Raw genomic sequence first — 21,969 nt, 5'->3', positions numbered from 1 at the left:
TACGTCGATTCATGTTTGTCTCCTGCAATACTGCTCTTCTAGTTAAAAAAGGATCCGCCCCATGACCTCCGGCAACCAATTAACTCAGGCCGCTATTCGAGACAAGGCGGTTTTGAATATCACTTTTATGCAAAAAAAATCACAAGAAACTGTGAGCAATACGGGGGTGGCGGTGATACGCGCTTGATAGAATGTAGTAAAGTTATAAAAGTAGTAAAACTACACAATATCAAGACAATGAATGGTATTTTTCTTTCTTATTGATGTCAACGAGATATTTTGCGGCCTGTTTTGGCTCTCTTTGGAAGGATTTGTATATCAAATTGGCAATTTTTTAAGCCAAGGACGTAGGGCGGGATATTGCGTGAAAGAAGGGTGCGTAGTGAGCGGAGGAGGGGCCGGCGTCCGATACGGTGCCGGCTCACGGTTGCCGCTTGGCAATGCCGCATGATCCAGCAAGTGTGAATCTTGCCCGACTTTGGTCGGGACAAGAGAGTCCTCAAGAACCGGCAATAATCTTGCTCGCCGATATGAATGAACGAGCTGCCTCAGTCGATCAGGTCGTCGCCGTTATAGAACGGATATGGCCCGTCAAACTCGCCGATATACGCGGTATGGCTGATCAGTCCGGACTGCGCGTCCCACAGATGCAACTGGAACGCCGGCGGCTCCATCACGAATTGCGACGCCGCCTGCGGACTGAGATCCAACACCACCTGATGCGCGACGCCGGGACAGGTCGATGCAATGGTGCCGCCGAAACGCGCCTGGATGGGGCGATGCAGGTGCCCGCACAGAATGCGCTCCACTTGCGGATGGCGGCGCACCACGGCCGCCAATGCCGGCGCGTCGGCCAGGCCGATCCGGTCCATATGGCCGATGCCGGTATTGAACGGCGGATGGTGCATCACGATCACGGTCGGCCGCTCCGGCTGCATCTGCAATATCTGGTCCAGCCATAGCAGGCTGGCCGCAGCCAGGGCGCCGCTGCTGGCTTGTGGGATCACGCTATCCAGCGCAACGATGCGCAGCGGATGATCGTCGATCACGTATTCGATGCGCTCACCGCCCTGCTGCAGATAGGCGTGATCGGGAAACGCCGCACGCAATGCCCTGCGCTCATCGTGATTGCCCGGCAACAGGTAAAAAGGCATGGCCAACGGCTGCAGCAGCCGGCGCAGGAATGCGTACTCTTCCGGCAAGCCGAAATCGACCAGGTCGCCGGTCACCACCACTGCGTCGGGCCGCTGCCTTAGCTGGTTGATCTGATCCACGCAACGGCGCAGGCTGTCCGCTGTATCGACGATACGATACGACTTCTTGCCATGCGCCTTGATATGCAAATCGGAGATCTGACAAAGAATCATGCCGGCACTCCGTCTCCAAAATGCAGCAGCGCATGTTGCGGGACGTGCAATGCGATGCGCTCGCCTGCCTGCCAGGATGCGCGTCTTCCCGTATCGACTATGACCGGCTGTTCAGTGCCGATGTCGATTACCAGGCGCGTGCGGTCGCCCAGGAAGAAAGTCGACAACACCGCGCCATGCATGTTCGCGGCGTGCGCGCCATCGGTGACGACTTCGACGTCTTCCGGCCGAAACATCAGCGTCGCCGCATGCTCGGATGAGGATGGATTAAATGGCAGAACGCCTCCGGAAAATCGCAGTTGGCCATCTTGCGTGCTGCCTGTAACCCGGTTCATCGTGCCAATGAATTCGGCCACGAAATGGCTGGCGGGACGGTAGTAGATGTCCCGCGGGCTGCCGATTTGCGCGATCTTGCCGCGTTCCATCACCACTACCCTGTCCCCCAGCGCCATGGCTTCGCTCTGATCGTGCGTCACATAGATCGCGGTGATGCCGAGCTTGCGCAGCAGCTGGTTCAGATCCGCGCGCAGGGTTTCACGCAACTTGGCGTCCAATGCAGTCAACGGTTCGTCCAGCAGCAATACCCGTGGTTCGACCGCCAGTGCCCGGGCCAGCGCCACTCGCTGCTTCTGGCCGCCGGATAGCTGATCAATGCGGCGCTGTCCCAGTCCCTGCAGATGCACCATCTCCAGCAGCGCCTCGATTTTCGCGAGGCGTTCCGCAGCGGGGATTTTGCGGATTTTCAAGCCGTAGGCGATGTTTTCGCCGACCGTCATATTCGGAAATAAAGCGTAGTTCTGAAACACCATGCCGACGCCGCGCCGCTCTATCGGCAAGGTCGTCACGTCTTCGCCGCCAAACAGGACACGGCCGCCGGCATCGGGGAATTCCAGTCCGGCGATCAGGCGCAAGGTCGTGGTCTTGCCGCAACCCGAAGGCCCCAGCAGCACGACGGTTTCCCCCGGCTGGATTTCCAGATCCAGCGGTTGCAGCGCCTGCGCACCGTTGGCGAAGGTCTTGCTGCATTGGAGCAGTTGAATGGAAACGGCATTCTTCATAAACGGACTCTTGATTGTGTGGTGTGCGTCAGCCATTGCATGGCGATCAGCAGCGGAATGATCATCAGGAAAAAAATCAGCGTATAGGCGGAGCCGACTTCCAGGCGCATTGACGCATAGCTGTCGGCCAGGCCGACCGGCAAGGTCATCGTCAGCGGCGTATGCAGCATCCAGGTGATGTTGAATTCGCCTATCGACAGGGTCACCACCATCAGCGCGCCGGCCAGGATGCCGGAGAATACGTTGGGAATCACCACGCCGAAAAAGCGCTGGCCCAGTCCGGCGCCGAGGCTGGCGGCAGCTTCCTCCAGCACCGACAGCTGCGACGACTGCATCACCGCCAGCACCGGCCGCACCATGAACGGCAGCGTAAACAGCACATGACCGACCAGGATGAACAGGGCGCTGCCGCGAAATCCGCGATACTGGCCGTAGGCCATGATCAGGGCCAGCGCTGTGGCCAGTCCCGGCACCGCTACGGGCATCATCAGCAACTCCTCGATCGCCCGCGCCAGGCGGCTGTTGCCGCCTTCGTAACGCGCCAGCATATAGGCCAAGGGCACGCCGGCCACCGTGGTGACGGCCAGGCAGGTCAGTGCAATCGCAATCGAACGCCAGATGGTCAGCTGATACGTATCCCAGACTTGCGCCACCCAACGCAGCGTGAATCCACTGGACAAACCGATGAAAAAATTATCGGTGACACCCGCCAGCATCGACAGCGCGATCGGCACGATCAGGAACGCGCACACCAGTAAGGTGAAGGCGAGTTGAATGTAAAAGCGGAGAGAGCGCTTCATGCCGCCGCTCCTGCCGCATTGCCGGACCATGAGCGCGCTACGGCCAATACCAGCCAGGTCACCACCCCCAGCACAATCGACAGCGCCGCCGCCATCGAGAAATTGGCATAGCTGGTGAATTCGTTATAGATCGCCATCGGCAATACATCAATATTGGTCGCCAGCGTGAATGCGGTGCCGAACGCGCCGACGCTGGTGGCGAAACAGATCGCGCCTGACGAAACCAGTGCAGGCGACAAGGCCGGCAACACCACATCGACGAAAATCCGCAGCGGATTGGCGCCCAACGAGCGTGCGGCTTCTTCCAGGGCAGGATCAAGCTTTTCCGCCGCCGCCATCACGGTCAGAATCACGCGCGGAATCGAAAAATAGAGATAGCCAAGGAACAAACCTCCTAGCGAATAGGCGAACACCCAGGAATCGCCGAACAGCCAGTTGCTGAGCACGCCGATCAAGCCTTGCCTGCCCGCCAGCATGATCACCATGAAGCCAACCACCACGCCGGGAAACGCTAGAGGGAAAGTCAGCATGGACAGGAGGATCGCCTTGCCAGGAAAGCGATTGCGCTGCAGGAACAGCCCGACCAGCGCGGCAATCGACAATGTCGCCAGGGTGACCGCCGCCGACAACAGCAGCGTCGACACCAGGCTCATGAAATAGTGACGATTGGTCAGTACCGCGAGATAGGCGGCTGCGCCGCCAGGCCCGCTTGCCCCCACCTCGACCAGCCGCAGCATGGGCAGCAGCCAGAACGCGAGGAACAGCGTCAAGCCGGGCGCAGCAAACAATAGATAAATCGCGCGCCCCGGTTGTGCTCGCCGTTTCGATAAATGCATGTTCACCGCACTTCAGCCTGATAGCGCTCGCTGAACTTGCGCTGGACTTCGGCCATCTTGCCGTAGTCGACTGACTTGGCGCGGGCATATTCCGTCGCCGGCAAAAAATGCGCTTGCGCTTCCTTGGAAATGGCGGAGGCACGCACCGGCCGCAGATAGGCATTGGCCCAGATCGCCTGCCCTTCGTTGGACAGCAGGAAATCCAGCACCTTCTTGGCATTGGCCGGATTCGGACCATTTTTCACCAGGCTGACAACGTACGGCACCGTGACAGTTCCTTCGCTGGGAATCACGAAAGCGACGTTGGCCTTGTCTTTGTATCTGGCGCGATAGGCATCGAAGTCATAGCCGAACAGGATAGGAATCTCGCCCGATAGCAGACGTGCATACGAAGTCTGCTTTGGCACCAGCGGCTGATTTTTTTGCAGCGCCTTGAAGTAGTTGATGCCTGGCGTGAAATTATCCAGCGTTCCGCCCAGCGCCTGGTTGATCGCCACCGCACCGACATACCCGACAAACGCGCTGGCCGGATCGAGATAGCCGATCAGCCCCTTGTACTCCGGCTTCAGCAGATCCTGCCAGGAACGCGGTACCGGCTTGCCCTTGAGCGCATCGACATTCACCATCAGCCCCATGGTGCCGGAATGAATCGTGAACCAATAGCCGTCGGGGTCTTTCAGGTCGTTCGGGATATCATTCCAGCCGGCCGGTTTGTAGGGCGTGATCACATCGCTTTTCTTCGCTTCGATGCCAAAGGTCACCCCGACATAGGTAAAGTCGGCCACCGGGCTGGCTTTTTCGGCAATGATCTGTGATAGCGATTGTCCGCTGTTCTTGTTATCCGGCGGTACGGTGATGCCGGTCTTGTCCTTGATGGTTTTGATTTGCGTTGCCCAGTCGGCCCATTCGGGCGGACAGTTGTAGCAAATCGCATTCTGTGCCGAGGCGTGGACCGAAGCGGCCAGGGCGGCAGCGGCGATCATCGCATGGAAAACACGTGCTAAGCGCATGCTTGTTCCTTTCTTGAATTTAACTGCGGGATTTAAAGGGTCTGACCGAGCCGCCTAAACGGACGGTGTGAGGCAATATCTGCGTGGCTGCGGGCGCCTGGCCGTCTTGCGGCCCCTCAATCGCGCGCACCAGCGTACGCAGCGCCAGCTCGCCGATTTGCTCGGATGGCTGGGCGACGCTGCTCAGCATCGGATCCATCAGCTCACCCAGCGGGATGCCGTCGAAGCCCATCACCGACACATCGTCCGGCACGCGCAAGCCAAGTGCACGCAGATCGCGCATGGCGCTGAGCGCCAGCAAATCGTTGGAACAAAACAGCGCGCTTGGTCGCTGCAAGGGATCGCGGAAGGTTTGCAGGTATCCGTAGCAAAGTTCGGTGTAGGTATGGCGAGGCACCTCGATTGGCGTTAGCGCCTGCAGTCCGTGTTCGTGCATCGCCTGCCGATAGCCATGATAGCGTTGCAGAGCACGATCAGAAGCATGAAATTGCCCGGCCAGCATCTGAATGCGCGTATGGCCGAGCTTGATCAAGTGCGTTACGGCGTCGCGTGCGGCGGCCCGGTTATCGACAGACACCGATGGCCGCGCGCTCAGTTGCGGCTGGTTGTACACCAATACGTAAGGAATCCGTTCGCGGTCCAGCACATCGAGGGTGCTGCTGGCGTCGGCGTCATTGACGGTGAGAATGACGCCGTCGACACGGTGCGCCAGCAGCAATTCCACCGCCGCCGATTCATCCTGCTGACGATATTCGGTGGCAGTAAACATGACCGAATAATCCAGCTGCCGCGCTGCCATTTCCGCCCCTTGCAGGCATTGCGCGAACACCGTGTTGGACAGCGTCGGCACCACCACGCCAACCGTATGCGAACGTCCGGCGCGTAAATTGCGTCCGGTGAAATTCGGCCGAAAACCGAGCATCTCAATTGCCTGGTTCACCTTGCTGGCGGTATCGATGCTGACCGAGTCCGGCTTGTTCAGCAGACGTGACACCGTGGCGATGGATACGCCGGCTTCCAGGGCAACCTGTTTGATGGATGGACGCACAATGCAATAACTTCTGATGTAAACGTTTACATCGTAGCCGTGCATTGTTACGTGCTGATGACCGTGCGGAGATAAATCCGGGTTAATTGATCAGGACTGTATGACTAAGCGGCAATTGTTCGATATCGCCTGCAGTTTTCGCGGACTGAGCTTTGCGCCGGCTTTTACTAGCCAATCGCTGGGGGCGGTATACCGTTTTACGCAAATGTCGCCCGACGCCGTCGCTTTATGCGGCTATCTCGCGGTGCACAGCCGGGCGCGTGCGGACGGACTGGTGTTGATTGCCATGGCAGAACCTGAGTTCCGGCAACGCAGTTTGCAAGTGCAAACCATGGCCGGACGTGCTTTGCCGGCCGCTGTGAATGTCTTTGTCAAATATCTTATTAATGAAATCCAGTCATCGGATTAAAGCGTCGTGCGCAACGCAAACAGTTCCGGAAACAGCACCACATCCAGCATTTTCCTCAGATAGCTGACGCCCGCAGTACCGCCGGTGCCGGTTTTGAAGCCGATAATGCGCTCCACGGTGGTGACATGGCGGAAGCGCCAGAAGCGGAATGCAGTTTCCAGGTCGACCAGTTTTTCCGCCAGCTCATACAGCGCCCAATGAGTCTCGGGCGCTTGATATACGGCCAGCCAGCCGCTTTGCACCGACGCATTCGCCGTGGTCGGAAGGGTCCAGTCTGCCGCCAGGCGGTCGGCATCGATCGGCATGCCGGCGCGTGCCAACAACGTGATCGCCTCGTCGTAGATGGATGGCGTCGAGAGCGCCGCACTCAGTCGCGCATGGGCTTCGGCGGCGCTGCTGTGGACTTCCAGCAGGGCTGCATTCTTGTTGCCAAGCAGGAATTCTATTTCCCGGTATTGATATGACTGGAAGCCCGACGAACTGCCCAGATAAGGGCGGATCGCCGTGTATTCCGGCGGCGTCATGGTCGCCAGCACGTCCCAGGCATGCACCAGTTGATCCATGATCCGCGCTACCCGCGACAGCATCTTGAATGCCGGCGGCAGATCGCCGCTGCGCAAATGTTCGCGCACTGCGTGCAACTCGTGCAGCATCAGCTTCATCCACAGTTCGCTGGTTTGATGCTGAATGATGAACAGCATCTCGTTGTGATTCGGCGAGCGCGGGTGTTGCGCCGACAGCACCTGGCCGAGAGCCAGGTAATCGCCGTAGCTCATCGATTCGCTAAAGTCCATCTTGGCATCGTGCCATTCGGTGGATGGCGTTTGCGGCGTCGGCGGCGTGGTTGGGTTGTAAGGGCATTCCATGATTGTGTTCTCCGTATTTATTAGGTAACGGCGTCGCGCTTGGCGTCCAGGTCGTAGGCTTTATCGTCGAGAATCTGTTTCAGGCATTCCACGGCATCCCAGACGTCGACGAATCGTGTGTATAGCGGCGTGAAGCCGAAGCGCATGATCAGCGGTTCGCGGTAGTCGCCGATCACGCCGCGCTCGATCAACGCTTGCATCACGGCGTAACCGTGCGGGTGCGCAAAGCTGACATGGCTGCCGCGCTCATGGTGCTGGCGCGGCGTCGCCAGGCTGAGCGGATGGTTGCTGCAGCGTGCTTCGACCAGAGCGATGAACAGGTCGGTCAACGCCAGCGACTTGGTGCGCAGCGCCAGCATGCTGGTTTGCGCGAATACGTCCAGACCGGACTCGACCATTGCCAGCGACACGATCGGTTGCGTGCCGCACAGCGCGCGACGGATGCCGGCGCCCGGCCGGTAGCTCGGCAGCATGGCAAACGGGGTGTCATGACCCCACCAGCCCGATAACGGTTGGCGGAAGTCGGCGTGGTGGCGCGGCGCGACCCAGGCAAAAGCCGGCGAACCGGGGCCGCCGTTCAGGTATTTATAGGTGCAGCCGACCGCGAAGTCGGCGTTGCCCCGATGCAGGTCGACCGGCACCGCACCTGCGGAGTGCGCCAGATCCCAGATCACCAGTGCGCCCCGGGCGTGGGCCTGGGCGGTGACGGCCTGCATGTCGTGCAGATGGCCGCTGCGGTAATTGACGTGGGTCAGCATTAGCACGGCGGTGTCGGCATTCAGCGCCGTTGCCAGTTCTTCGGGCGAGTCAAGCAGATGCAGCCGGTAGCCGCGATCGAGCCATTTGGTCAAGCCTTCGGCCATGTAAATGTCGGTCGGGAAATTATCGCGTTCGGTGATGATCACTTTGCGTCCGGCGGCGTCCGGCCTGCCGGCCTGGATCTGCAGTGCCGCCGCCAGCACCTTGAACAGGTTGATCGAAGTCGAGTCGGTAATCACGACTTCATCGTCTTTGGCGCCGATCAGCGGGGCCAGCTTGTTGCCCAGGCGGGTCGGCAAGTCGAACCAGCCGGCTTTGTTCCAGCTACGGATCAGGTCGCTGCCCCATTCTTGCGCGATCACCTCTTGCGCTCGTTGCAGCGCCGCTTTCGGCCGCGCCCCGAGCGAGTTGCCGTCAAGGTAGATCACCCCTTCGGGCAAGTCGAATTGTGTCCGCAGCGCGGCGAGCGGATCGCCCGCATCGAGCGCCAGGCAGTTATTGCGGGTGGTCATTGCTAACTCCGGGGTTCAGTTTGATAAAGGTCTTAAGATCGCGCGCAGCGGACTCGCATCCATGCCGGGCAGCCGTCAGCGGTTTGCCGGGTCGGTTCTGCGCTAAACGCCGCATCTCCCGGCCAGACCGGCAGCTGGGGCGAGAGTAGAGGACTGATGTCCCATAGGGGCGATGGCATGTTTTTGCTCGTTGATATGTCGAAATGTGATTGGTATTTTATGTCGAAATTCCTGAATTGTTATTGCAAAGTGAATTGCTTATTGGGTTTTAAATAGAATATATTTCGCAAATTAATCTTAATTTTGATGAATTATTCGAAATGACACTGAGTTTTCTATCTCTACTCACCGTCCCGACAAGCACAAGAGAAAATACGCGATGGAACGTCCGATTTGCCGCGAAGGCGATGCAAGCAGCCACGGCGTCCAAGTCATCAAAGCTGGCGGCAGCATGTCTATTGATACCCGGCGCATGGGGACAATCAAATTATCGAAGGCTGCACGATGCTTGATGATGGCCAGCACAGGCCGTTCAACTGCTTCTCGAGTACGCGCCAGCTCCGCCGTTCGACGCAGGCCTGCCGGAAACCGCGCGGCCTTGCGTAAAGAATGCTGTCGAGGCCCGCATGATGAATGCGCTTTTTTTGGACGCGCACAGACGCATGCGCGACATTGTCCGCCAAAGGAACTGATCGGAGCTTGAAGCCAACGTCTTTTGAGCAAATAGGCTCGACCGAACTGCAAATGTTAGGCAGCATGCCAGCTAAAAGCGTAAAGATGTCGACGAAAGATTATTTTTCCTGAACAGGAAATGCAGCAGGCAGCGTCGGCGTGGCAATCAGATTATTCAATCCTGCCCGCTCTACGGCGGAAATCATTGCCTGATAGCCTTCCGTGCTGTCACGGTAGAGCAGTACAACAGAAAAACCTTGCTCCGCCGGATCGTCGGACGCAAGCACTTCCGCCTCGCCATCTGCGGCGCGGAGTCGCGAAACGATCGCCTGCGCGCGCTGTTCGAAAGCAAATATCGCCCCGACATATCGACGTTTTGCGGTCTCTGATCTGGCGGCGCTAACCTGATATGCATTGCCGTCGCCGTGCACCAGAAGCAGACCGCGTTCCTGCAGCGATTTTTGGAAAAGCGTGAAAACTTCATCAGATGAAAGCGGATCGGTTGAAGCAAGACTAATTGTTCCCTGTACTTCTTGAGCCAGGCGAATCTTCTTCCCCGAATATTGGCTGACCAGGCGTACCGCATCAGGCAATCCAATATCTCGCCAAATGACATAAAACCGGTCATCACAAAAGACTGCCGTTGCATGCGAAAACAATAGAAACGCTAATAAAGGTGTCGCGATCTGTTTAATTATTGATATCTGAAACATATCGCCTGACAATTATCGTGGCATTGCCGCAGATACTTTCCACGGGCAGATTGCCGGTAAATGGTTGACGTGCCGACATGTGCTGGCGCGCTGCATGTCGACAGTCGGAACTTCACATCAATGCGGCGATCTCCGCCGCACTCAGGGCGCCGCGATAAATGCGGAATTCGTCCACCAGGCCATCGAAATACGGGTCATTGGCAAACTGGGAGCGCCCGATCCAGTTCTGGCTGGTGCTGCCCAGGTGGAACGGTGCGAGCACCATCGCGGTATTGGTGCCAACAGCGTTGCCGTTCACGTACAAGGTTCCGACATTGCCCGACAGGGTGATGGCAACATGCGCCCATTGCCCGATCGGCATTGCGGTATTGCTGTCGATCCCTTGCTCGCCGCTACCGCCATTGAGCGTCATGGCAAAGCGTGGAAATCCGCTGCCATTGCGCGTCGTTAACATCATGTAGTGGCCGGTGCCGGTGCCGAAATCAAACACCCGCGCCCATTTTTGCGATGCATTCCAATAGACCCAGGCTGCGATCGTGATATCTGAGATATCGGCCACAATGTCGGCCGGCAGGCTGACGTAACTGTTGCTGCCGTTAAGTGACACTGCACTGCCTTTTTTGCCGGCTCCCCAAGTCGCTCCGTTGGTCAGCGTTCCGGCGTGACCCTTGCCGCTGGAATCGGCGGCCGTAGCGCCGCTGCCGTCATCGAACGCCAGATAGGTCTGCAATTGCACAGCCGTAATCGCCGTCGCCTCGTTCGATGCTGAAGTGACCCCGGATGGCGTTACTGCAGTGACGACATAGTAATAGATGCCGGCAGCCAGGCCACTGTCGGTATAGGTCAGCAGATCGGTGACGCCAGCCGCGACGGTTGTATAGGGGCCGCCGGCAGTCGTGCCGCGCTTGACGTCGTAACTGCTTGCATACGCGCTGCCCCACCACGACAGGATCACTTGCCCCAGACTCGCGATTGCGGTCAGGCCGCTGGGCGCCGCGCCGCTTGCAATCGGGTCGCGGGTGCAGGTCAGCGTGCCATAGCCCAATTGATCGTAACCGCCGCTGTTCGGCCCATAATTGCCGCCGCCGCCTTCCGGCTGGATCAGCGCCGCGAATTTCTTGGAATACGGCGCGGCCAATCCTCTGCGGTTGACGTAATGGTTATAAACCAAAGCCCACGCGGGCCGCACGTTGCCTTGTCCAACCGCCGACAAGGCGGTTTGATTGACTCCGTCGATATTGTTGTAAGTGACATAGGGTACTGTATAAAACGTATTGCCTGATTCAATCAGATTGGCTTTGGCGACGTATTCGGCGCCGGCAAGAAAGCGGTTATTGTCATAGCCATACAGATCTACTCCCTGATTCCATGCCATTTCGCAAATCGGTCCCATCAATGCAATGCCGAGTGTGTTGTGCCCCTGGTCGCGGCCGGTTTCCTGCCACTGTCCCAGATAGCCTGGATGCATGTAGTAGACGGCTTGCGAAACGGCGCCGTTGCCGGCCCCGTGCTTGAAGTAATCGACTGCTTCGTTAAACATGGCACGGTCATCGCATAACACGCCGATAGCCATGATCGAGGCCATATTGCACAAATCCCAGTTGGCCCAGTAGTGGGTAACTTCGGTATTGTTGTGACGGATCAGGAAATCATGATTGATCGGGTAAAAGACTGTCCGCATCATATTCTGGAAACTGGCAAGATCGGCAGCAGACCAAGCGCTATAAGAGCGCATGATTTCGGCCGCATTGGCGAACTGATAGCCCTGGAGGCCGGCGACCAGATCGCCATTCGTATCGCCGCCTATTCCTGTCAGCGTCGACGACCAGGCGTTCAAGATAGTCACGGCCTTATCGGCATAGGCGGTATCACCCGAAATTTTCCATCGCAGTGCACAGGCATAGGCGGCGGCGATGTCGTTATAGAGAATAGGGTAGTTCTGCGCATGTACGTGATCGTTGCCGCGATAAATCACCGCTTGCGGACGAGGCCTGTAGCTCAAGCTGGCGTGGCCGTTAGTGATCAGGACGTTCCAGCCGCTGATCCACGGCGCCGCTTTCGCATTCACCTTTTGGCTCATCCGGTCAAAATCGGCCTGCGTGTGCAGCAGGCCTGGATGAATAAATGCATTGCTGACAGGAGCAGGCGTCGTTTCTGGTGGTGTCGGTGTAGCCGGCGTCTGGTTAGAAGTGGCAGGGACACCAGGCGCCGCCGTTACGGCCGTTGTTGCTGGCCCCGGCATGATGGTCGTGGCGGACGAGCCGCCGCCGGTTGCGAGTATATTGCCGCCGTCGCCACAGCCCGCCAGCAACAAGACGCCAAGGCTGGAAATGAAATTACGACGCGACATGCCGTTGGCGTGCGGTTCGTCACCGGATGCATCGCTTGCATCGACAAGTGCTTGCGACAATGTATGGTTGGCATCGATCATCGGATTATTCAAGCTCTTGTCTTTCAACGATATATTTTTGGAAATCACCTGGGAAATTGAATGTCGTCTGGCCGCGATGTGCGAGCTGCCGATGTTTCGCATGCAGTTTGCTGCCAGGTTCGGGCCGCTGAACAGGCATGATTAACCCGACATTCAGTGTCGACCTTGAAGGCGTAGAAACAAATTTTCGGCACGGTATTCAATCCACAGATCGTTTCGCAAATATTGTGCCAATAGCGAATAGTCGGTTGCCGCCCTCAATTTCTGATAGCGCTACCAAACTTTGTCAGTTTCTTTGCTTTCCGGCCAAATTTTGTCCATAGCCAGGTGACCCCACTGCGGATTTTTTTTCGGCGTGTTCTTCTGGATTGGTTCGCCTGTACGTTCTACCTTCGATGTGGCATGGATCGTGCCTGTAGTGTCGCCCGAAGATGACTGCACGCGTATCTGGCCAGGATCGTCTCTGCACGTCATTACTGCTCAAAATTCTTGCTGAAGAAATAATTTTTCCTCTTTATAAGATGGGAAAAATTGTTCTTGTGGACACCTTTATCTTTTGGAAAACATGACGCCTTTTTTGAAAAAACAATCTTTTATAACTATCTTTGTCTGCCTGATATTCAGCGCGTGCGTCAGTGCGTGCGGTGGCGGCGCAAGTGATGCCGGAACAGGTTCCGGCATCAGCGGTACTAATAGCACAGGAAATATAGTCAGCAACTCGACTGGCACGGGCTCAACCGGCACGGTCTCAACCGGCACAGGCTCAACTGGCACGGGCTCAACTGGCACGGGCTCAACTGGCACAGGCTCAACCGGCACAGGCTCAACCGGCACAGGCTCAACCGGCACAGGCTCAACCGGCACAGGCTCAACTGGCACAGGCTCAACCGGTACAGGTATCACCTCAACCAATGTGGACGCGACGCTTCCCGCCGAGCCGCAGCTACCAGGAACCGTATGTGCTACTTTGACGGCGAATCTCCAACAGACGGCTGGATTGTTGCCTGCTTCGATTGACGCCAGCCTGGCCAATTCAAATCCGGATACCGCGCGAATTCAAACCGCGATCTCTAATTGTCCTGCAGGACAAGCGGTCAAGTTGACTACTAGCAGCAGTGGTCAGAATGCATTTCTTTCAGGTCCGATAACGTTGTCCAGCGGCGTTACTCTCTGGATTGATCAGGGAGTGACTTTGTTCGCGTCGCGCAGTCCGGCGGACTTCGACACGGGCGCCGGCAATTGCGGCACCGCTGCCGGTGACGGCAAATCCTGCAATGCCCTGATCACCGCCAGCAAGACACAAAATAGCGGAGTGGTAGGCGACGGTATCATCGACGGCCGCGGCGGCAGTGTATTAACGTCTGGCGCCAACGCTGGAATAATGACTTGGTGGGACGTTGCCATGCTGAATAAATCGACGGGTAAGAACCAGAATAATCCTCGCCTGATTCAACTTTTCGGCGGCAGCAACTTCACGCTGTATCGTATTACCGTTCAGAATGCGCCGGCATTCCACGTAGTGCCTAATACCGTAAGCGGCTTTACAGCTTGGGGGGTAAAAATTTTGACGCCGACCCTGGCTTACTCCAAGCCGGGTTATGCCTGCCCGGCAGGAAGCAGTCCGGATCCGACCACGCCAGCTACTTCGCCAAGCACTTGTTTTACGCCGGAAACCACAAAAAATACGGACGGGCTCGACCCCGGCCAATCGAATAATGTGTTGATTGCCTATTCTTATTTCAGCGGTGGCGATGACAATATTGCGATCAAGGCGAGCGGATCGGCGGCGGCGCTCTCGCATCGGATTGTTCACAGTCATTTCTATTATGGCCATGGCATGTCGATCGGCAGCGAGACGAATTCAGGTGTCGATGGCATCGCGATGCGAGATCTGTCGTTCGATGGCCAGGATTCTCCAAACGGAGTGGGGATACGGATCAAGTCGGACGACGGCCGCGGCGGCGAGGTGAAAAACATCAGCTATCAGCAGATCTGCATGCGTAACGTCAAAGAGCCGATGATATTCGATCCTTACTACAGCCCTGGAAATCACACGTCGGCGCCGAATTTTCACGACATTACGGTCAGCGGTTTTCATTATTTGGGCAGCGCAAAATATGGCGGCGGCACGCTCACCTTCAACGGTTATGCTCTCAACGGCACGGTCAATCCGTTGAAGATTACTTTGGATAACGTCATATTCGATTCTGCACCGAAGATATCGAATACCCCGCACAACGGTGGTCCGACACCGCCGTCGAACACTCAGTTCACCATGGGGCCCGGTCCGGTCAACTTCACGGTCGCATCTTCCGCGGCGAATAACGTGACGGTAACCGAGTTGCAGAAAAACGGCCAGTTGCCGCTTGATTGCAGCCAGGCCTTCGTCTCGTTTCCGTCTTCTGCATCTCCCTTTTAGCGCTTGCCGACATATGTATCTTTGAGGATTATTCCCATAATTTTTCTATGCATCTGACCGCAAAATGCACATCCGACCACGCTCACCTGCACAACTGGCTGATGCCAGTTGTTTGCTTTCGGCTTGTCAAAACGGCTGACAATTACGAAGCAACACGGTCTTGCAGCATCTGCATTCCTGCAGTTCAGTAATGTCAAAGGATATTTCTATAGTGCGGATTTCGGACCGACAAAAATCACGTCCGTCATTGATCGCTTACCAAACTTCAGGCGGCGGAAAATAGCTCTTTTCTTTGTCGCGGAAAAGCATATTTTCGCCTCCCCAATTTTGGAATCGAATTTTTTGTTCAACGTCCTGCTGCTTTTTCTCACTCCATGGCCCTAAGTCTCTGTTTGAGCCAATCAACGGATAGAAAGCAAATTTCGCATAGGGGCCAGGACCGCCTCTGAGCATGCTCAACATTTGGTAAACCTCTTCCGTTTACGATGGCTATACCTGATCATTTTATGATGACTATTCCGACCTATTAAAGTCGAAAACATGGTCATAGCATCCATGCAGGTTCCAGACTATGCAAATCCAGTTGCACATTATCCAAAGTCGAAAACACATTAGCGGAAGCTTTGGGACTCGGCGTTCCTTCGACAAATAAAGTCGAAAATTAACCGTTTCGATACGTCTGGATGCAGCCATAGCGAAAGCGTCCCAGCGCCGGGAATGACCAAGTGACAGTGCCGCCCGCGTGTTCCGCCTCAACGGTAATGAGCGTGGGACAGCAAGGCACTTCGAACGTTGCGCTTTCCTTTCGCGCCAACGCAAAAATTGTCGCCTGTGAACCGCCGCGTGAGGACCCCATGCGCCGACGATGAGGCATATCGGACGACTTGGGCAGGTGTCTGCGAATATACCGCGAAGGGCGTGAGGCCGAGGAGCGCTACCCAGGCAAGAAATTCACGACAGGAAATTCTCGCACATTACTTTTTCGCTTACGTTCAGTTCATGGTGAGGCCACCGTCGACGATCAGGTTCTGACCGGCGAACATGCCTGCATCGGGGCCAGCCAGGAACAGCACCGCGCCAGCGATGTCGTCAGGAGCAATGTCGCGCTGCACGACGCGTTGGCGCTTTATGTCTTCGCTCTGCTGGCCACGTGCCGCGCCGCCAGCCAGGATGCCGTCGCTCTGCGTAAAGCCCGGCGACACCGTGTTTACGCGTACGCCGTACGGTCCGAGCTCGCGCGCCAGTGTGCGCGTCATCGCGACAACCGCGGCCTTGCTGGCCACGTAGTGCAGGAGGCCCGCAGTGCCCTTGGATGCGGCTGCGGAGGCGATATTGATGATGTTGCCGTCGCCGGCCGGCTTCATGTAGCGTGCCGCCGCGCGGCAGCAGTACCACACGCCTTCGACGTTGACGTTGAACACACGCTTCCATTCGTCAGGGTCGATTTCGTCGAACGCTGTTTTGGCGAGCGAGGTGTAGATGCCAGCGTTGTTGACCAGCACCGATACTCCGCCGGTGCGTTCGGCCGCGAACGCCATCAATGCATCGACCTGCCCGGCGTTGCTCACGTCCGCGTCGAAGCCCAGCGCATCGTGGCCGAGCTTCTTCGCCGCGGCCTCGGAACCACGCAAGTCGGCAATCACCACGCGCCGGCCCAGAGCCGCGAAACGCTCGGCAATTGCGTAGCCTATTCCTTGCGCCGCACCGGTCACCACCACCGCGCCGCTCTTAATTGTCTGCTCCATGTTCTACCTTTCGTGTACTCCTCCTGGCACCAACTGCTCAGGCTGGAGCGGCCAGTCTACATGGGGAAATGTGCTGACGGCGACTCGAACTGCAACAAAAGAGACAGTGTGCCGCCGATTTTTTTAAACTCGATTCTTGCGACGGATATTATTAATTTGCCCGCCGAAATCGTTTGACGCCATAAGTCCTTGCCAGATATTTCGGTGGCAAAAAACGCTCAACGAAGGCGGCAATTAGTAATGCAGTATCGCAAAAAAAAAAGAAATAAAAATAATTACAACTTACACAGGAGACAAAATGAAGGCGCTTAACGCAACAATACTGTTGGGCTCAGTGATGGCGTCCACCGCCCTGCACGCGCAAACAAACGTTCAAATTTACGGGATTGTCGACGTCGGGATCGAATATGTAAATAAGGCGCGAGTAAGCAGTACGGGCACCGCGACCGGAAGCCTGGCTAAAGTAGACTCGGGAAACGCAGCTGCTTCGCGCATCGGATTTCGCGGTCGAGAAGACTTAGGGGATGGATTGGCAGCGGTCTTCGGACTTGAAAATGGCTTTTCGGCCGACACCGGTGTTCTTGCCAATGGTGGACGCCTTTTCGGACGTCAAGCTTACGTTGGTCTGGCAGGAAAATTTGGCGAGGTGCAACTGGGGCGAGAGACGACACCGATATTTGATTTTGGCGCGATCTACGACCCCATGATTCCCGCACGCTATTCGGCGCTTGCGCTGGATGCCGCCTTCGCTAGTCGCGCCGATAATGCGATCAGATACGGCGGGAAGTTTGGAGATTTGACTCTCAGTACCCAATATAGCTTTGGCTTTGACAGCACTATCGTCAACGGAGGCGAAGTCCCGGGCGCATTCCAGGTGGGAAAGGAAATGTCTGCAAACGTCAACTATCAGTTTGGAAATGTGTTGGCTGGCGTGCTGTATGATCGCCAAAATGGCACTTCAGTAGCCACCCAGCAGAATACGGTGGAGCGAATGGCACTGGGGATAGCCGCCGATTTTAAGCCAGTAAAGATATACGCTGCATTTCAGAGACGAAACATGCATATGTCACCAACCTCCACGAGGACGAATCTCTACTGGGTTGCAATGTCATACAACCCCACTGCCGCGGTGACGTTGCTCGCTGCAGCATATTCCTACGATCCTGCCGGTGCTTCAAACAGAACTGGAATGTACACGCTCCTTGGCAGCTATGCACTTTCCAAGCGAACCGATATTTATTCGGAGCTGGCGTTGATGCGAAATCAGGCAAAGGCTGCAATGGCGCTAGACGGGACCGTCAATCCTGGTGGCAATCAGGCAGGCCTGACGTTCGGGATACGCCATCGGTTCTAGTCACCTTGGCGCTGCAAGACAATTGCAGCGCCATTCGATACTTACCGCGTTTCAAGCAGTTCACTGACTGGGAGATATTTCTGGCGAGACCGTGCTGGCGGTTGGCGTCTTCTCCGCCGTCGGCCACAATGCCACGCAGATTGCGGTTCCCGGGGACGCCAAAATGAAGTCGCCGCTATGCTACACTGCGCTTACATACTCTCATCGAGCACGTCCTTAAGTGCATCCGGCATAGCAGTTCTGTCGTGGCTCGAAATGGCAGCCTGCCGGTCGCTACGTGATGCTCGCACCGCTCGGTCGGGTGTCCGATTCACCAGGGCAATCGTAACTAAGGGGCCTAACTGGTTCTGCTGATATGGAAAACACACTGGTCCGGCTGACGATTTCGCAATCTGAGCTCTTTGCCAACTGGCCAGACGCGGCTATCTTGCGGCTGGTCCAGGCGGCCGACGCAATCACGGTCGAAGAAAACACCGTTATCCATCGGACAGGTGAACTGCCGACCTACCTATATCTTCTTGCGACAGGCTCGATGCATTTGATCAGGAAAATGCCATCCGGGCGCAACTTTACAGCTGGAATCCACCTCGCGGGGGAGTTCCACGGTATCGGACCGGTGATTACCCGGTCGCCCCATATCTATACGGCGGAATGCAGGGAGAACACCGTACTTGTCCGTATCCCAGGCGAGCTGCTGCGTGAAATGCTTAGTCATGACGGAAATCTTGCGTACTCTTTAATGAGCGCCATGGTCATTCGACATCGCGGTGCGCTGAATAGATATGAAGGGGCTGCAGTCCTATCGACCCGTGCAAGGGTGGCAACTCTTCTCAACTCTATTTATACGAGAAGCGCTCGTGGCGGTCGCGTGTCTTCGATCAACCTATCCCAAGAGGAAATTGCAACGATGCTTGGCACGCGTCGCCAGGTTGTCAATAGAGTTTTACGGGAGATGGAATCAGAGGGCGCAGTTCAAGTTCTATATGGACGAATTGTAATCAGTGACATCGGTAAGCTTGAAAAGATGGCAGAGCATTCTGAATAGTGGATGTGCGCCGTGCCGCACCCTCGATATCGCGCAGGCCAAGGTTAAGCCGATAGTACCAACGCACTGCGCAGCGATGCTTCTTGCCGGAAATCGGTAGCCACGATAGAGAGATTTCGTCTTTCTCATCTCGTCCCCTTACCCGACTTCCCCCAACGCAACAGCGCCCTTCAGGCGCTTGCGCTCACGATTCGAACGCCTCACTTTCATCCACGAAGCGTTCATGAGAATCGCCCGCCGCATCATTTTTTTGGCGGCAACTTCCACCTTCGTTGTGTCTTGATTCTACTTGCCATTTAGGAGCGGGGAAGACCGGTAGCCGCAAACCGTTACTTGCGTTCTCCGTTCCCTTTGTCGAATGCAACAAACCGGACAAAGTACCGGATCACGTACTCGCCTTGTAGATGTGGAACATTCACAATGAAAGCATCAAAACCAAAGTAAAAAGGCTCGAAATGCAAGAAGAGAGTTTCAGGCTTGGTCGATACCAAGTAGGCGATCAAATTCTGATCGGCCAAATTGAGGGCGATTTTATCAAGGTGGTTTGCGAGCGAGACGAGCTGAATCAGGCCCTGGAAGCGGCCGCACCTGCGAGTCACAATGCAAGACGGATCGCGCTGTCAGATGCAGTCATGCTGCCGCCCGTTGATCCGCATGCCAGAATTTTTGCGGTTGCTGTCAACTACCACGCTCATGGCGCTGAAGCAAGCGCAAAGCCGCCGGAGAGACCCTTGGCGTTTTACAAGGCGCCGACAAATTTTGTTGGGCACGAGGGTGTGTTGAATCCGGATCGGACGTTGACATCTCGCTTTGATTACGAGGGCGAAATTGGGGTGGTGATAGGTAAGCGCTGCAAATCGGTATCGGTGGCAGATGCATTGGACTATGTCGTTGGCATTTGCGCGCTCAATGACGGTTCCGCTCGAGATCTCACGAGGGTTCCTGCCGGTCAGTCATGGTGGCCAGACTGGACTGCCGCAAAGGGCTTGGACGAAGCCTCGGCGCTGGGGCCAGCAATCACCTGCGGGGCACAAGTCGTAGACGCGGTGCGTAAGCGAAGCTTGACCATCACGACGCGGCTGAACGGAAAGGTGGTTCAGGACTGCAGTATGAAGGAGATGATTTTTTCGACAGAGGAAATCATTGCGACCCTGTCCTCATACATGGCATTGCTACCGGGCGACATTATTGCCACCGGCACGCCGGCCGGTGTCGGCATCGCCCGCAATCGTTTCTTGATTAGTGGCGACGACTTGTCGGTCGAAGTAAGCGGACTTGATATTTTACGTGTAAAGGTGGCTTAACCATGAATACAGTACCAATCAAAATGCACGGCCAATTGGCCGAAAAAATGATGCAGCTGTCGGAAACGTCCGCAGGCACGCCGATGGGAGAACTCTTGCGGAGGTTCTGGCATCCTATCGCGATTTCTGCAGATGTGGCGCCAGGGAAAGCGAAAAAAGTGCGCCTGCTGAGCGAAGATCTGACGCTTTACCGCAGCGAGAGTGGGAATGCTCATCTGGTTGCCGGGCGCTGCGCTCACCGGCTGACCATGCTGCATACGGGTTGGATCGAGGGTGAAGAAATCCGCTGCATGTATCACGGTTGGAAATTCGACGGTGAAGGAAAATGTGTTGAGCGTCCGGCGGAAAAGAATTGCCGCGAAACGAACATCCGCATTGCCGCTTATCCTGTCCATGAGTACAGCGGACTCATATTCGCGTACATGGGCGAAGGCGAGCCGCCCGAATTTGATCTGCCGCGTAATGCAGCGTTCGAGCGCCAGGATGTCATGCTGTTTCAACGCAAGCAGATATGGCCTTGCAGCTGGCTGCAAAATGTCGAGAATTCACTCGATGCTGCTCATGTGAGTTTCGCGCATGTGATGGGGCGGGTCGGTGAATTCGGCAATGCCATTACCACCGAGGTTCCTGATCTGGCTTATCAGGAAACCGAGGCTGGCATATGCCAGACGGCGACCCGCCGTGCAAGCGCGCAAGTACGCGTGAGCGACTGGACCTTCCCGTCCGAGAACCATGTAACGATGCCGGGGATTAGCCCTGAAGACCCTTGGATCGAGGTCTCCAATTGGATGGTGCCGATAGACGATACACATGTGATGAGAACCTCGCTCTACGCGGTGCCTCTGTCGACTCCTGAGTCGAACCAGCGCATCATGGCCTACTTCAAGGATGTCGGCGACTACAATGCTGCCGACTACCATGATGAATTATTCGCTGGCGAGTACCCGGTTGATCCGTTGATCCGCTTGACCGCGGCACAGGACTATGTGGTTTTGGTCGGTCAGGGTGCTATCGCAGATCGCGTGAATGAGAAGCTAGGCTCCTCGGATTTGGGCATCGCAACGTTGCGCCGGATCCTCTGGCGCGAGCTTGATGCGATGCGTGCGGGCACGCCGACGAAAGCTTGGCGGCGGCTGGAGCGTTCGTCCCAGCTGTTCGTCAAAGGCGACATGGTTAAGTAAAGCTGCTTCCGAAATAAGAGATGAGGCCTCGGCTTGTTGCCGAGGCCTGGTCTACACGTTCGCCATGAGCGTGTGGCCATGCCGGGACTGTGGCGCTCGATTGCTTCGCGGCTGTTCATTTTGTATCGCCGATCTGTGATCTCACCCACGCCGCTGATGGACGTTGTTCAACGCGTCATGCGCAATCTTGTCCGCCTTGCCCTCCCGCCGTCTCCCAATACGATATGTGCCAGTGAGACGTTCCGCGGAAATTCTGCTGGTGTGAATTGACATCATCGCGACAAAGGATGCATGCCGGCGCTCGCCGTGCATCGGTCATGGCGGGACAATTGCGCGTACGAGGTGAGGGCAGACTGGTATCGCTCTGCGTTATCAAACTAAATCTCCTGAGTCAGATTAATTCACGTAATCAATGTCGATTCCTGATGATTTGAGTGAGG

General features: G+C 56.4%; 19 protein-coding genes and 2 pseudogenes. 9 read left to right on the top strand and 12 right to left on the bottom strand.

The window, feature by feature from the left end:
- Window positions 1–61 precede the first annotated feature (61 nt).
- Window positions 62–187 (top strand): hypothetical protein, encoded by a 126-nt coding sequence (locus BLV81_RS24295; protein ID WP_255365355.1) that lies wholly within the window; start codon window positions 62–64, stop codon window positions 185–187.
- A gap of 361 nt (window positions 188–548) precedes the next feature.
- Here the strand turns inward: BLV81_RS24295 and BLV81_RS19050 are convergent, their stop codons facing one another.
- From BLV81_RS19050 to BLV81_RS19025, 6 genes are read right to left on the bottom strand one after another with little or no spacing between them, the layout of a single operon-like run.
- Entirely contained in the window at window positions 549–1,367 is an 819-nt protein-coding gene (locus BLV81_RS19050) for a phosphodiesterase (RefSeq protein ID WP_092359174.1), read from the bottom strand.
- Entirely contained in the window at window positions 1,364–2,425 is a 1,062-nt protein-coding gene (locus BLV81_RS19045) for an ABC transporter ATP-binding protein (RefSeq protein WP_176992902.1), read from the bottom strand. The genes BLV81_RS19050 and BLV81_RS19045 overlap by 4 nt, the downstream gene beginning before the upstream one ends.
- Window positions 2,422–3,225 carry an ABC transporter permease gene (locus BLV81_RS19040; protein WP_092359171.1) on the bottom strand — a complete coding sequence of 268 codons (804 nt, stop codon included), beginning with the start codon at window positions 3,223–3,225 and terminating at the stop codon, window positions 2,422–2,424. Before BLV81_RS19040 ends, BLV81_RS19045 begins: the two co-directional genes overlap by 4 nt.
- Entirely contained in the window at window positions 3,222–4,061 is an 840-nt protein-coding gene (locus BLV81_RS19035) for an ABC transporter permease (protein ID WP_092359169.1), read from the bottom strand. Before BLV81_RS19035 ends, BLV81_RS19040 begins: the two co-directional genes overlap by 4 nt.
- 2 nt (window positions 4,062–4,063) lie before the next feature.
- Window positions 4,064–5,071 carry an ABC transporter substrate-binding protein gene (locus BLV81_RS19030; RefSeq protein WP_092359167.1) on the bottom strand — a complete coding sequence of 336 codons (1,008 nt, stop codon included), beginning with the start codon at window positions 5,069–5,071 and terminating at the stop codon, window positions 4,064–4,066.
- Window positions 5,072–5,090: 19 nt separating this feature from the next.
- Window positions 5,091–6,119 carry a LacI family DNA-binding transcriptional regulator gene (locus BLV81_RS19025; protein WP_092359240.1) on the bottom strand — a complete coding sequence of 343 codons (1,029 nt, stop codon included), beginning with the start codon at window positions 6,117–6,119 and terminating at the stop codon, window positions 5,091–5,093.
- 100 nt (window positions 6,120–6,219) lie between these two features.
- Between BLV81_RS19025 and BLV81_RS19020 the strand changes: the two genes are divergently transcribed.
- Window positions 6,220–6,528, top strand: a complete 309-nt coding sequence (locus BLV81_RS19020) for a type 2 periplasmic-binding domain-containing protein (RefSeq protein ID WP_092359165.1) — start codon at window positions 6,220–6,222, stop codon at window positions 6,526–6,528.
- Here the strand turns inward: BLV81_RS19020 and kynA are convergent.
- Together kynA and kynU are read right to left on the bottom strand one after the other, a co-directional pair.
- On the bottom strand, window positions 6,525–7,394 hold the full coding sequence (gene kynA / locus BLV81_RS19015) for a tryptophan 2,3-dioxygenase (RefSeq protein WP_092359163.1): 870 nt from the start codon (window positions 7,392–7,394) through the stop codon (window positions 6,525–6,527). The two genes, BLV81_RS19020 and kynA, sit on opposite strands and share 4 nt — an antisense overlap.
- 20 nt (window positions 7,395–7,414) lie before the next feature.
- Window positions 7,415–8,665 (bottom strand): kynureninase, encoded by a 1,251-nt coding sequence (kynU, locus tag BLV81_RS19010; protein ID WP_092359161.1) that lies wholly within the window; start codon window positions 8,663–8,665, stop codon window positions 7,415–7,417.
- Window positions 8,666–9,186: 521 nt separating this feature from the next.
- On the opposite strand from kynU, the pseudogene BLV81_RS24290 reads away from it, so the two are divergent.
- Window positions 9,187–9,357 (top strand): annotated as a pseudogene (locus BLV81_RS24290) (DJ-1/PfpI family protein); the annotation flags it as partial.
- A 99-nt stretch (window positions 9,358–9,456) separates the two neighbouring features.
- Here BLV81_RS24290 and BLV81_RS19000 read toward each other — a convergent pair.
- Together BLV81_RS19000 and BLV81_RS18995 are read right to left on the bottom strand one after the other, a co-directional pair.
- Window positions 9,457–10,050, bottom strand: coding sequence for a hypothetical protein (locus BLV81_RS19000; RefSeq protein ID WP_143036379.1), 594 nt, complete (start codon window positions 10,048–10,050; stop codon window positions 9,457–9,459).
- 112 nt (window positions 10,051–10,162) lie between these two features.
- A complete protein-coding gene (locus tag BLV81_RS18995) occupies window positions 10,163–12,400 on the bottom strand; it encodes a LamG-like jellyroll fold domain-containing protein (RefSeq protein WP_176992904.1) in 2,238 nt (745 codons plus the stop codon).
- 646 nt (window positions 12,401–13,046) lie between these two features.
- Between BLV81_RS18995 and BLV81_RS18980 the strand changes: the two genes are divergently transcribed.
- Complete coding sequence (locus BLV81_RS18980) at window positions 13,047–14,900, top strand: glycoside hydrolase family 28 protein (RefSeq protein ID WP_255365353.1); 1,854 nt, start codon at window positions 13,047–13,049, stop codon at window positions 14,898–14,900.
- Between the two features lie 255 nt (window positions 14,901–15,155).
- Here BLV81_RS18980 and BLV81_RS18975 read toward each other — a convergent pair whose 3' ends face one another.
- Window positions 15,156–15,362 carry a hypothetical protein gene (locus tag BLV81_RS18975; RefSeq protein ID WP_092359152.1) on the bottom strand — a complete coding sequence of 69 codons (207 nt, stop codon included), beginning with the start codon at window positions 15,360–15,362 and terminating at the stop codon, window positions 15,156–15,158.
- Between the two features lie 530 nt (window positions 15,363–15,892).
- Window positions 15,893–16,645: an SDR family NAD(P)-dependent oxidoreductase gene (locus BLV81_RS18970; RefSeq protein WP_092359151.1), complete on the bottom strand. Its 753-nt coding sequence runs from the start codon at window positions 16,643–16,645 to the stop codon at window positions 15,893–15,895.
- Window positions 16,646–16,943: 298 nt separating this feature from the next.
- Here BLV81_RS18970 and BLV81_RS18965 point away from each other — a divergent pair, with 298 nt between their 5' ends.
- The 5 genes and pseudogenes from BLV81_RS18965 (at window position 16,944) to BLV81_RS18950 (ending at window position 21,529) form a co-directional block, all read left to right on the top strand.
- Window positions 16,944–17,999, top strand: coding sequence for a porin (locus BLV81_RS18965; RefSeq protein ID WP_092359149.1), 1,056 nt, complete (start codon window positions 16,944–16,946; stop codon window positions 17,997–17,999).
- Between the two features lie 355 nt (window positions 18,000–18,354).
- Complete coding sequence (locus BLV81_RS18960) at window positions 18,355–19,044, top strand: Crp/Fnr family transcriptional regulator (RefSeq protein ID WP_092359147.1); 690 nt, start codon at window positions 18,355–18,357, stop codon at window positions 19,042–19,044.
- A 169-nt stretch (window positions 19,045–19,213) separates the two neighbouring features.
- Window positions 19,214–19,322: pseudogene (locus BLV81_RS24470) on the top strand (IS5/IS1182 family transposase); the annotation flags it as partial.
- Window positions 19,323–19,448: 126 nt separating this feature from the next.
- A complete protein-coding gene (locus BLV81_RS18955; RefSeq protein WP_092359145.1) occupies window positions 19,449–20,348 on the top strand; it encodes a fumarylacetoacetate hydrolase family protein in 900 nt (299 codons plus the stop codon).
- Window positions 20,349–20,350: 2 nt separating this feature from the next.
- Window positions 20,351–21,529: a Rieske 2Fe-2S domain-containing protein gene (locus BLV81_RS18950; protein ID WP_255365351.1), complete on the top strand. Its 1,179-nt coding sequence runs from the start codon at window positions 20,351–20,353 to the stop codon at window positions 21,527–21,529.
- The last annotated feature ends 440 nt before the right edge of the window (window positions 21,530–21,969 follow it).

The sequence above is a fragment of the Collimonas sp. OK242 genome (assembly GCF_900107095.1).
Taxonomy (GTDB): Bacteria; Pseudomonadota; Gammaproteobacteria; order Burkholderiales; family Burkholderiaceae_D; genus Collimonas.
This window is presented reverse-complemented; position numbering and strand designations above follow the sequence as displayed.